Origin of the sequence: Metabacillus niabensis (assembly GCF_902829255.1) — a bacterium.
Lineage (GTDB): Bacteria > Bacillota > Bacilli > Bacillales > Bacillaceae > Metabacillus > Metabacillus niabensis.
Genome location: NZ_CADEPK010000140.1, coordinates 1 through 12,218 on the forward strand (window position 1 = coordinate 1; position 12,218 = coordinate 12,218).

12 protein-coding genes are annotated in these 12,218 nt (G+C 34.8%); all 12 read right to left on the reverse strand.

Annotated elements, in window-relative coordinates; translation table 11 throughout:
- The coding region (locus HU235_RS11345; RefSeq protein ID WP_174880292.1) for an Rne/Rng family ribonuclease at positions 1–1,404 on the reverse strand (1,404 nt) is incomplete at its 3' end.
- Between the two features lie 131 nt (positions 1,405–1,535).
- Positions 1,536–2,402, reverse strand: coding sequence for a M50 family metallopeptidase (locus HU235_RS11350; protein WP_174880293.1), 867 nt, complete (start codon positions 2,400–2,402; stop codon positions 1,536–1,538).
- The gene (locus HU235_RS11355; protein WP_174880294.1) at positions 2,395–3,183 is read right to left on the reverse strand and encodes a M23 family metallopeptidase; all 789 of its coding nucleotides are present in this window, start codon (positions 3,181–3,183) and stop codon (positions 2,395–2,397) included. The genes HU235_RS11350 and HU235_RS11355 overlap by 8 nt, the downstream gene beginning before the upstream one ends.
- 223 nt (positions 3,184–3,406) lie before the next feature.
- Positions 3,407–4,210, reverse strand: a complete 804-nt coding sequence (gene minD, locus HU235_RS11360; RefSeq protein WP_095302393.1) for a septum site-determining protein MinD — start codon at positions 4,208–4,210, stop codon at positions 3,407–3,409.
- A 2-nt stretch (positions 4,211–4,212) separates the two neighbouring features.
- Positions 4,213–4,896 carry a septum site-determining protein MinC gene (gene minC, locus HU235_RS11365; protein WP_145582156.1) on the reverse strand — a complete coding sequence of 228 codons (684 nt, stop codon included), beginning with the start codon at positions 4,894–4,896 and terminating at the stop codon, positions 4,213–4,215.
- 280 nt (positions 4,897–5,176) lie between these two features.
- Complete coding sequence (gene mreD / locus HU235_RS11370; protein WP_170944461.1) at positions 5,177–5,695, reverse strand: rod shape-determining protein MreD; 519 nt, start codon at positions 5,693–5,695, stop codon at positions 5,177–5,179.
- Positions 5,692–6,642, reverse strand: coding sequence for a rod shape-determining protein MreC (gene mreC, locus HU235_RS11375; RefSeq protein WP_095302390.1), 951 nt, complete (start codon positions 6,640–6,642; stop codon positions 5,692–5,694). The genes mreD and mreC overlap by 4 nt, the downstream gene beginning before the upstream one ends.
- Positions 6,643–6,727: 85 nt before the next feature.
- A complete protein-coding gene (locus HU235_RS11380; RefSeq protein WP_095302389.1) occupies positions 6,728–7,750 on the reverse strand; it encodes a rod shape-determining protein in 1,023 nt (340 codons plus the stop codon).
- 236 nt (positions 7,751–7,986) lie between these two features.
- Positions 7,987–8,676, reverse strand: a complete 690-nt coding sequence (radC, locus tag HU235_RS11385; protein ID WP_095302388.1) for a RadC family protein — start codon at positions 8,674–8,676, stop codon at positions 7,987–7,989.
- 178 nt (positions 8,677–8,854) lie between these two features.
- Entirely contained in the window at positions 8,855–9,427 is a 573-nt protein-coding gene (locus HU235_RS11390) for a Maf family protein (protein WP_095302387.1), read from the reverse strand.
- A gap of 372 nt (positions 9,428–9,799) precedes the next feature.
- Complete coding sequence (locus HU235_RS11395) at positions 9,800–10,837, reverse strand: SPOR domain-containing protein (protein WP_174880295.1); 1,038 nt, start codon at positions 10,835–10,837, stop codon at positions 9,800–9,802.
- A 321-nt stretch (positions 10,838–11,158) separates the two neighbouring features.
- Positions 11,159–11,920, reverse strand: a complete 762-nt coding sequence (locus tag HU235_RS11400) for a prepilin peptidase (protein ID WP_174880296.1) — start codon at positions 11,918–11,920, stop codon at positions 11,159–11,161.
- Between the last annotated feature and the right edge of the window lie 298 nt (positions 11,921–12,218).

Here is a 12,218-nt window from a genome sequence, read left to right on the forward strand (position 1 = left end):
ACATGGAGAAGAGCTATCAGTTGCTGAAAATATTACTTTGTATTTTAAAGCTTCCTCAAGTTGTCTAAGATGCTCTCCATTCTCTCCTTGAACGAGTGAGATTACATCTGAAGTTGCTTCAATCCACATCGCTTCTTCATCCATAAACTGATACTCCCATAGCTCTCTTTCTAATCTATATGCAACCGATTCAACTGAGAGAATTCTTCCCGTCCCCTTACAAATTGGACATTCAGAAGTAAGCATTGCTTCTAAAGGTTTTCGAGTCTTTTTTCTTGTAATTTGCAAAATATTTAATTCTGTAAACCCTAAAATTTTATGCTGGACACGATCCGATTTCATTTCCTCTATTATTGTCTTAAGAACCATTTCCTGATCTGCTTTATGTTTCATATCAATGAAATCAATTAAAATAATTCCACTTAGGTTTCTCAGACGTATTTGCCTAGCTATTTCCTTTGCAGCAAATTGATTTGTTTTTAATACAGTGTCGCGCATTGATATTTTCCCAGAGAATTTTCCTGTATTAACATCGATAATTGACATTGCTTCGGTTTGCTCAATAACGATGTATGCTCCATTTTTCAGCCAGACTACCTGCTTTAATAGCTTTTCAATTTCCTGTTCTATTTTATATGTAGTAAAAATTCCTTCTTTTTGTTCATGATATGAGATTGTGTAATTTGGATATTGTTCTTTAAGCTTTTGTGTTTGTTCAAAATTGTCACAGATAATATAATCTTTAGCTGAAATACCTAAATCATGAATGATTCGATCAATAAAAGAATTTGCTCGATAAATACATGTCGGTTTTTTACTTCTTACTTTAAGTAATTGTTCATATTGACTTTTTAAAGACTGATATTCTGCTTTTAATGTTTCAACGGATTGCTCTTTACTTGCAGTTCGAAATAGTAGCCCTTCATTATCCGCTTTAATAACTTCTGCTATCCCAAGCAATCTTTTTCTCTCTTCTTCACCTGCTACTTTTTTTGAAACTGCCATATAATTACTATAAGGCATATAAACAAGGAAATTACCAGAAAACTCAATATTCGTTGTTAATTTTGGTCCTTTATGATCATCCCCCTCTTTTACAACTTGGACGATAAGCTGCTCTCCCTCTCTTATATAGTGGGAAATGGAGGATTTCGCTGATGGACTCGTTTTCTGGTGTTGAAATTGAACCAAATCATTGCGGTGGAGATATCCGTTTTGTCCAGTACCTAAGTCGATAAATGCCGCTTGCATTCCTGGTAATACCTTCGTTACACGTCCGATATATATATTTCCAATCATTTCATCTTCATAGGATAAGGTTTGATGGATTTCTTTCACTTGATTATTTTCTAATAGTGCACATCGTACTTGATCTGTTATATCATTTATAATTAGTTGCCTCACCTTTATCCCCTCTTTCTCCTGAATCAAAGCCTGCTACTCATTTATTGCAAAAATTCTTATATAACTATAACAAAAAAACGTAATTGACGTAAAATAAGAGACGAAGATCCAATGATAAAGGAGAAACATATTTAATATACATAATGCAAGTCACCAACTCTTGAATCAATTAATTTATTAGCAAAATATGCATGTAGCAATTCATTTTCATCCATTTCGGCAATCTTTCTTCCGTTTTTTTCAACCACAATTAAATGCTTACAGCCTCTTTGAAACTGAAGTAGTACATGATATATCAAATCAGACTCATCCACAACAATCGGTTTTAGCTGATGAATCGTATTTTGTTTCCCATAATACCGTTCCATTAAAAAACGTAAACATCCATACATTCGATTTTTATATTCATCATATAGACTATATAGGAGAAATATTATAATTATCCACATATTAATATGTGTAGGTGAAATAATTAACGTAAATACTAGGTAAACGGTTAAGAAAAAGCTAGATGTCAATAGCATATACATATGTGCCTTTTTGTAAGCCCATAAATGAGAAAACACGATAAATAGCAGTTTTCCTCCATCCAATGGCCAAATCGGTAGCAAATTAAATAAAAGAATAGAAAGATTATAAAAAGTAAACATTTGATAATCCGCGATATTTAAAAAATTCATCTGATATAAAACATAAGCAACACCCTGTAGCCAAACATGCTGGCTAGGGCCTGCAAGTACTACAATTAGCTCCTGCTTTAATGAGCGGTTTCCATGCTCATCCAGTTCTGCAACTCCTCCAAAAGGCAAGAGCATGATTGATTTAATACGCCAAGAAAAAAAATGAGCACTTATTGCATGGCCCATTTCATGGATAAAAACGATCAACATTAACATCATTAACGGTTTAAAGCTAGCAGTGATGACACTTATACCAATCATGACCCATAGCAATGGATGGATGTGGACTTTTTGTAAAAGTGTAAGATACTTAGTCAAATGGTATCACCTGATTCGGGTCGATAAAATCATCACCCTTTTTAATTGCGAAATAATACGTACCTTTTTGATTCTCATTTAATTTGATGTCACCTAATTCCGTTCCTTTTTTAACAAATGTGTAAAGGGCAACATTCATTTTGTTTAAATTCCCATACCAAGACTCAGAACCATCACCATGCTGAACAACCATCGTTAATCCAGTATCAGGCATTTCTTCAGCCTTAATTATCACCCCTTCATCTAGTGCCTTTACTGTAGGCATATCAGTTTCTACCATTATTCCTTGACCATTTTCTTTAAATGTTTCGAGAACCTTACCTGTTGCAGGCATAGCTAATTGAGCTGTTTCCGAATCTTTGTCGCTTGTCTTATCTTCCTGATTTGTTTCAAATAACGCTAAAGGTTCTCCGAATTGTTCACGGTACCATGAAGAAACTGCGGCAAATTGAAATTCTTCCTCCATTGCATAAGAAATTGTTGATTTCACCTGATCGAAGGCAGGATTACTGTTCTTGAAAATAATAGCAACAAGCAGAACGATAACTGCAGAAAATAATAGTTTAAACATAAAAACTTCTATCCGAAACAAAGGATGTCCATTTTTACTATTAGTTGGACCATCTTCATATACAGGCGGAGTATACCCTCCATATCTCTCTTCATCTGTTACATATAATGAAGTCCTCTTAAATGATTCATTTGTTCCTGATGGTAATAAACCTTTTTCCCGTTTTCTTTTTGCAATTCGTTTTCTTACTTCATCCGCTCGATGACTCATCCCCATCAATCCTTTTAGTCAGTTTGTACAATTTTATGCCTTGTCCTTGGGTGATATGAATCAATTTTATGACTTACTCATCTTTCTTTTCCTCGTTTTATATTTCTCCCTTCTAAATAACTTGCATAAATAGAAAAGCTAGTGTTTGAAAAAATTGTTTATATGAAACAATTATTTTCAAACACTAGCTTTATTGAAATAAGGTAATCTTGTAAAACAGCTATTACACACGAACACCGAAAAATTTCTTCAATTTCGTTAGAACACCTTTATTTTGTTCTTCTAACGATTGCAGAGGTACAGATTCCCCTAGAATACGACGAGCGATATTGCGATATGCGATAGCAGCACGATTAGTAGGATCCATTGCAATTGGTTCACCACTGTTTGATGCTTTAATGACATCATCATCATCCGCAACTATACCAATTAAATCTATAGAAAGATGAGTAACAATTTCATCTACATCAAGCATGTCTCCATTTTTCACAAGATGATTACGAATCCGATTTACTACTAATTTTGGTGGCTCAATATTTTCCTTTTCAAGCAAGCCAATAATTCGATCAGCGTCGCGGACTGCTGAAATTTCTGGAGTTGTTACAACAATTGCTTTATCAGCACCTGCTACTGCGTTTTTATAGCCTTGCTCAATTCCAGCTGGGCAATCGATTACAATGTAATCATAATCCTGCTTTAATTCTTCTATTATTTTTTTAATTTGCTCAGGCTTCACTGCTGTTTTATCACTTGTTTGTGCAGCTGGTAATAAATATAGTAAATCTTCAAAACGCTTGTCCTTCACAAGCGCCTGATGCATTTTGCAACGCCCATTTACCACATCAACTAAGTCGTATATTATTCGGTTCTCTAACCCCATTACAACATCTAGGTTTCGAAGACCGATGTCTGTGTCAACTAAGCAAACACGTTTGCCCAATATAGCTAAAGCTGTCCCTAAATTTGCAGATGTTGTTGTTTTACCAACTCCACCTTTACCTGAGGTAATGACAATTGCTTCACCCATAATTAGATTCCTCCTTCAAACCTTGTTAAATTAGGTCGTAAATGAGTAAGTTGCTGTAATCGCTCTATGATCATTTCACCATCTGTATTGATATACGCACATTCCATTTCATTTCCCTCTTTCAAGGTATGATCTGGAGCACGATTAATAATCTGGCTTATACGAAGTTGTGCAGGCTTCATAGACGATGCTGCAATTATTGCATCCTGATTCCCGTCAACACCAGCATGAGCAATTCCTCTTAACGCACCTAGAACAAAAATATTACCGGCTGCTATAACAGTTCCACCTGGATTAACATCGCCAATTAGAAGCAAATCTCCAGTTACCTTTAATACTTGGCCGGATCGAATAATTTTCGCTACCGTCGTAACCTCTGATTCCTGCTTAAGCTTTAAAGCTTCATCCTTTGTCATAACATTGCTATCAATTGACTCAACAATGAGATTTCTTTTTTGTTTGATGACTTTTTCTAGCTTCTCTCGTTGATTCTCATTTACTAATCGATTACCAACCTTTACTTTCACACCAATAACAGGACCTGACCCGTGAACATATTGTTTTAAAGATAGCATTTCTTCGAGTTCAAGGAGTAATTGGTCAAAAGAGCACGAATCATCGAGATGTAACGTTAAGCCATCTTTTGTGCCTTTAATCGTAACATATTGTTGTTTTTGAACCTTCATGACGTTCACCTCAACGATTTTACTATTCGACAGAAATGCTTAAATCCCTTTTTAATCATTTTTGCTCTGTAAAACTCAAAGGTCGATTTTCCGTTTAATCGCTCTCTTTCCGCATATCGCCCGCGGTCCTTTAGCACGAAAGATACATGAGTCTCTTCATGATATCCTTCACCTGCAGAAATCGCACGTTTCCACTTCAATCAACATTATGAGGAAAATTAATCATAAACTTTAAGCCTAAATCTATCTTTTTGCTTTTAAAGACAGGTATGATTATTCATTAATCCTCAGATTCTTCAATTTTAATTTTCGTTAAAAATCTACTAATCGGATAAATAAAAATAATCGCAACGACAGCATTTAATGCAAGAGTTGGCAATAAACGTAATGTTGTAAAATTATACATTGACATGTCCGTTGCTCCGATTAAATAATTAACTCCATACACATAATATTCAAGTAAGGCTACCGATAAAATGGTTAGGAATAGGACAATGAATATATTTTTGTGTAAAACCTTCATTACTTTTGATATCAAATACGCAATTAAAGCATATGTAATAAGATAGATACCAATTACTTCTATATATACAATATCATGTAATAAACCAAACACAAGCCCCAAAAGCATTCCTTGTGTTCTTGTTAAATATACGGTAACAAAAATGATTACGATGAGAACAAAGCGAGGTACAAATAATTGTCCGTCTTGGGCAAATGAGAAATGAACTAAATGTGAGAACATTCCCTCACTAATAAAAACGAAAAAGATAAGAAAAGGAAGAATAAAACGTCTCACGATTCCTCCTCCTCATTCAAGTTCTCAGTAGGATCCTCACCTTGTACTTCACGTTCAGCTACCCAAACTCTATCAATATCGTAGAAATTAGCAGATGGTTTCACATATGCCATTTGTTCTAGCCCATACGAATCCGGCTCAATTTCAGTAATCTCTCCGATAAGTATCCCCTCAGGAAAGACACCACCTTTACCGGAAGTAATGACCTTCTGTCCTACAGAGAGCTTTACTTTGGATTCAATTTTCCTCAGTAATAACGCTCCTTTTTCTTCATCATATCCTTCTATTGTCCCCATTACGTTTTCGGTCGTTTGATTTGTCTCATTGGTTGTTTCATTAGCTTTATTTCCAGTATCATTGTTTGTTTCTTTCTGCTCTAAAGGCTGAACTTCTGCAGAAATTCTATTTTTTAAATCCGTTGCACTTAAAAGTTGCACTGTTGACGTAAATTGTGAGGTTGATTTAACTTTTCCGATAAGACCTTGAGCAGTTACAACTGCCATATTCGGCTTAATGCCATCTTCCTCACCTTTATCAATCGAAATATAATCATACCATCTGTCAGGATTACGACCAATAACTGTTGAATAAATAGGATTATACTTTCTTAAATTTGAAACATTACCAAGTTCGGCAAGTAATTTTTCATTTTCAAGTTTGTACTCCTGTAGATCTGCTTCTAATTGCATGTATTCATCAAGTCTGCTTTTCAATAAAGCATTTTCCTCATATGTATTTTTCAGATCACTTATATTTTCAAAAACACCTGAAATATATGCAGCTGGTTTATGAAAGATAGATTGAAAAACACCGACTGTATCCTGCAAAAATTGCTCTGGCCATGTTAATTTTCGATCGTCCTTAATAGAAAAACCAATCAATGCCACTAAAAAAATTATACTAACTAGCAACAAGATAAGGCGTTTATTTAGGAAAAACTGTGGCATATGAACACCTCTTAACTAATATTTCCAATGCTTGTGCCTTTGCTTATCTCTTAATGATACATGACAAGCAAAGGCAAAAACAATCTTATCTACTATCTCTTGCTTTATTTTTAAATAAATGGATATGCTCTAAAGCCTTACCAGTTCCAATCGCTACACAATCCAACGGTTCCTCTGCAATTAATACAGGCATATTTGTTTCTTCACCAATCACCTTGTCAAGATTTCTTAGTAAAGCACCTCCGCCAGTTAAGACAATCCCGCGATCCATTATATCCGCAGCAAGTTCTGGTGGAGTTTTTTCCAATGTATTTTTAACTGTGTCAACAATTGTATATACTGTATCTTTTAATGCCTCAGCGATCTCTTCAGCCGTAATTTGAATTGTTTTTGGCAAACCTGTTAAAAGGTCACGTCCTCTTATATCCATATTATCGACACCATCTGGAGAACCGGCAGATCCAATTTCCATTTTAATCGCTTCTGAAGTACGATCTCCAATCATTAAGTTATAAGTCTTTCTTATATATGTAACAATTGCCTCATCCATTTCGTCACCAGCAACACGAATTGACTGACTAGTAACAATGCCTCCAAGTGAAATAATTGCTACTTCTGTTGTTCCTCCACCAATATCAACGACCATACTACCTGTAGGTTCCCAAACAGGTAAATTTGCTCCAATTGCTGCAGCAAATGGTTCTTCGATTGTATAAGCATCTCTTGCTCCAGCCTGTCTTGTAGCATCAATTACTGCTCTTTCCTCAACAGCAGTAATTCCTGATGGAACACAAACCATGACATAAGGCTTTCTCGCAAAAACACCTTTAGTTTTTGTCGCTTGCTTAATATAATACTTCATCATCGTTGCAGTTGTTTCATAATCTGCGATAACGCCGTCTTTCATTGGACGTAGTGCTACAACATTTCCTGGGGTACGCCCAATCATATTTTTTGCATCATTTCCAACAGCTACTATTTGTTTAGTATCTGTTTGTAAAGCTACAACTGAAGGCTCTCTAACGACAACCCCTTTTCCTTTCACAAATACGAGTGTGTTTGCAGTCCCTAAATCTATTCCAAGGTCTCTTGTACCAATACCGAACATAGGGTGTATCTTCCTTTCTGAAACGAAATATATAGTTTTTTAATAATCATAGGAAAATGGACAGAAAACATTATACATTATTTTGAGGATTTGACTAATTCACGGTCTTACCTGTAGTGAGGTTCGTATTCCTTTGCTGTTTCTTCATCTTTCCTGCTTATTATCTTTGAGTCTTACCAAAACGGAAAAAAAACTCATAAACCTTATTATATCGTAAATACGCAAAAAAAAAAGTGTTACACGTAGCCTTTTTCTTTTAGACTGACATATTTTTGATCTCCTATAATAAGATGGTCCAAAAGTTCTATTCCTAACATTTTACCACATTCGGTTAATCTTTTCGTCACCTCAATATCCTCTCTACTTGGCGTTGGGTCCCCTGAGGGATGATTATGAACACAGATGACCGATGCTGCTGAACGTTTGAACGCTTCCTTAAATACCTCTCGTGGGTGGACGATCGATGCATTTAAGCTACCAATAAACACCGTTTGCTTATGAAGAACTTGATTTTTTGTATTTAAATATAAACATACAAAATGCTCTTGGCTCAAAAAACGCATTTCGTCCATTACATAATTGGCCCCATCTTGTGGAGAACGGATCGTATATCTGTCATCATATGTTAGACGATTGATTCTTCGTCCAAGTTCCATTGCTGCAATAATTTGTGCTGCTTTTGCCTTACCAATTCCTGAAATTGAGGTTATTTCTTCAACAGTTGCATTTGTTAACATCCTTAAGCCTTCGAAATGCTTCAATAATTTTTGTGACAAATTTAAAACAGATTCTTTACTTGTACCAGTACGTAAAATAATTGCCAACAGCTCTTGATTAGAAAGTTTATCAGGACCATCATTAATCAAACGCTCTCGTGGACGCTCATCTTGCGGGAAATCACGGATTTTAAAATTAGAAGTTTCCATTTATCCTCCTTTGTTTCCCTTTCTGCTCAGTTATTGAATATTGCGATTTTCAGTAATACCAACTCTCAATTGACGTAATTGGTATTAGCTACAACATTAAAAGGATGTTTTGTATTAATATCATAAACGTTATATGCCGATTTATTCCAAATTTGAACGATCCGGAACAAAATAATCTTCAGTTGGAGAAAACCCCAACAATTTCCAATTCCCTTTTCAGTCTTGCAATTGGTAATCCTACTACTGCATAATAATCACCACTAATTTTATTTACTAGCAATGACCCGTAGCCTTGAATCCCATAGCCCCCTGCTTTATCCATTGGCTCCCCAGTTGATACATAATCCTCGATTTCTTTATTCGATAATGGATAAAATGTAACAGCCGTTTTCTCAGTAAACGAACGAATCTGACTACCATAAATAATCGATACACCTGTATACACCTCATGGGTTTTACCAGAAAGCTTTTGTAATATTTCTATCGCATGATTTTTATCAACTGGCTTTCCAAGCATTTGACCATCAAAGACAACAAGAGTGTCAGAACCAATGACATAGGCGTTTTGATTGCTTTTAGCAACATATTCAGCCTTTTGCTGTGCTAATAATTTTACCATTTCTTCAGGATGGAGTGTTTCATCTACCTTTTCTTCAACCTCACTTGGTATCACCTTAAACGGGATTTGTAATAATTCTAGAAGCTCTTTTCTACGGGGCGAAGCTGAAGCTAATATGAGGTTTGTGTTCATGTTGTTTCATCCTTTCTTCGTTTCAGATTAGAAGATACGGTTTAATCTTACCAAACGAAATGGTAGAGAACAATTTAATAAAAGTGAATTTTACATTATATGACTTTTAAATAAACGCGCTGTTAAATTTAGCTGTTTATTTCCTCCTACAGTGTTCGCTTTCCGCAGGAGGTTCAGTTTGGAAATCTCTTTGTCGTTAACGCATATGAGGGTACCTTTTTCACACTTCTACAAGTAGACATCTCACTTATTCTTTCCAATAAGCCAAGTGTTAAGAGTGCAACTTTAAATTATAACAAAGTCTAATAAAAAAGAGTAATAAGGGCTAAACCTATCTAACATATCCATAGATAGATTTCCCTTATTACTCCTTCAAGCTCCTCTTTTAATAAAACTAATTGCTTCTAATAGTTTCTGTTGAGCTTGCCACCCTTGTTTATTTTTAATATGTGTAATTGATTGATTCATCGCTTCAATAGCTTTTTTCTCTTCGTCACCGTTAGCCTTTATTCCTTTAATATCAGATTCAATTTTTGTTATTTCGTCATTACCAAAAGATGTTCCAATTGCGGATAAAGCTGATATGGATGCTAACTCTTGAATAGAACTGGCCCATTGCTCTGCCGACTCTGTTGTTTGAATTGGAAGTGTTAGTTGTTTTCCACCCCAAAACTCGATATCAGGCAAGCTTTTTTGTTTATATAGATCAGCAAGTGAGCTTGTTTCACTTTTATCTTTTCCTAATCCTGCATAAACTGTGAAATTTCCATTTGTTTCAAGAACAACTGACGCTAATCCTTCTGATTTAATTGTATTTGCAACTGTATCAGCAGCTTCCTTTTTCGAAAATATCCCACCTTGAACAACATAAATTGACAAACTTGCATTTGATGTCGCCTTTACATCATCAGCCGTCGTTTCCTTAGCATCTTTATCTTCAACAGTTGTATTACTACTGCTATTTGGAACTACTTCATTCACTGTCCCGGCAGTTGGCATATCCTTATTAGACAAGAAGTTCAATGCAATAATCCCAAACAACACACCTAAACTAATTGCAAAGAGCGGGATAATGAACAATCGCTTAACTTGATTATCACTTTTCTTCTTTTTGGATGAAGAATATTGATATGGGATTACCTTCTGGTTAGATAAGACTTTTTTACTTTTTTTAGGAGTGACAACCTTTGGATCTTCTTGAAATACAGATTCATCTTCATCTGGTAGAAGCCAAGGAAACTCCTCTTCCTTTTCTATCGGTTGTTTTGCAGAAGCGATTTCCTTTTCAGCCTCTAGCTTTTCTTCCCAGCTTGAAATAGAAATTTCATCCTCATGTTTTTTAGCTTCAGATAAAGGGCGTTCTTTGCCATTTATTTTCACCTTTATTGGATTAGTTGTTTGCTTGTCCATATGCCTACCACCCTTCATTTGCAAATCACGTGCGATCAATTTGCTTACCATGCTATCAGATTAAAACAAAAAAAGAACAAGACATTTGTCGTCTCGTTCTGAAAAGTTTTCGTCAAATAAATATGTGTTTCGTCATTCTCTACAAAATGACTTTAAAAGAACTAGAGCATTAACGACTAGATATAGAATTAAATAATTCAAATAACCAATCTCGTTTATATATAAAAAAGCATACCAGCACTGCTAATACCTTTTAAAGCTTTTAGATTACTCACTTTTATAGATTATCCTAAAACCCTATTATCCAAATTTCTAATTATTTCACCAACCATTACTCAAAATATATATGTATAAACCGATAAGTGAATCTCCGAAAAAATATGCAATAAGTGTACCCACAACGATTGAGGGCCCGAATGGAACAGGTTCTCTTTTTTTATATTTTCCTAATATTATCCTTCGTACTCCATCTAAAGTTCCGATTAATGTCGAAAGAAAGAATGCTAATAATACAATTTTCAGGCCTAATACAAACCCAAGTAAACCGAAAAGCTTAATGTCTCCTCCACCAATACCACCCTTACTTATATGAGCAATGAAGATCAATAAGGTAAAGATAGCTGCTCCACCAATAACAGAGTCATACCATGGGTCAAGCGGATAAATTATCCGTTCAATAATAAAAACGACAAGAAAAAACAAAAGCACTTGATTTGGGATGAGCATATATGAAACATCAGATACAAAAATTATCATACATAAGGAAATTAAAGTGAGGGTAATTATTAGTTCAAAACTCCAACCAACAATTAAAGGTGATACGAAAAATAGAAGCCCTGTTGAAAGTTCGACAAGTGGGTATAAACGAGATATTTTAAAATGACAGCTTCGGCATTTTCCCCTTTGTAATAGATAAGAAACTATAGGAATTAATTCGATTGCCGTTAATCTATGGTGACATCTCGGACAAGTTGAACGTGGTGTAATTAATGATTGATTTAATGGAATCCTAAGACCAACAACATTAAAAAATGAACCAAGCACTAAACCATAAAGCAGCAATAATAAGTTATTCACAAGCATCAGCAGTTTGATTATTAAATAGAATTTTAGTAGCCTCCGAAACTGCTATTTTTCTACTCAAACTAAATAAACTTATAAGAATCACTAAATAGACATGGAAACAAAATAATTCAATACATGATAAACCACGTTTAATTTGGATAGGTTTCTTCACTTTTTATCATCTCCAATTAAAATGGTATATTTATCCTATTGATTCCAACTATGAATATTATACCATGAACTTTATGCCTAGAAAATTATTATATCTAAAATTCTCCCTTAATTAATGTACCAAAAAATTCATTATAGCCGATTT

Bases quoted from the DNA above. Each gene is read 5' to 3' on its own strand.
- minD (WP_095302393.1), bottom strand. From the start codon at position 4,210: ATGGGTGAAGCAATTGTCATTACCTCAGGTAAAGGTGGAGTTGGTAAA.
- HU235_RS11400 (WP_174880296.1), bottom strand. From the start codon at position 11,920: ATGCTTGTGAATAACTTATTATTGCTGCTTTATGGTTTAGTGCTTGGT.
- mreC (WP_095302390.1), bottom strand. From the start codon at position 6,642: ATGCCACAGTTTTTCCTAAATAAACGCCTTATCTTGTTGCTAGTTAGT.
- HU235_RS11390 (WP_095302387.1), bottom strand. From the start codon at position 9,427: ATGAACACAAACCTCATATTAGCTTCAGCTTCGCCCCGTAGAAAAGAG.
- radC (WP_095302388.1), bottom strand. From the start codon at position 8,676: ATGGAAACTTCTAATTTTAAAATCCGTGATTTCCCGCAAGATGAGCGT.
- HU235_RS11395 (WP_174880295.1), bottom strand. From the start codon at position 10,837: ATGGACAAGCAAACAACTAATCCAATAAAGGTGAAAATAAATGGCAAA.
- HU235_RS11380 (WP_095302389.1), bottom strand. From the start codon at position 7,750: ATGTTCGGTATTGGTACAAGAGACCTTGGAATAGATTTAGGGACTGCA.
- HU235_RS11355 (WP_174880294.1), bottom strand. From the start codon at position 3,183: ATGAGTCATCGAGCGGATGAAGTAAGAAAACGAATTGCAAAAAGAAAA.
- minC (WP_145582156.1), bottom strand. From the start codon at position 4,896: ATGAAGGTTCAAAAACAACAATATGTTACGATTAAAGGCACAAAAGAT.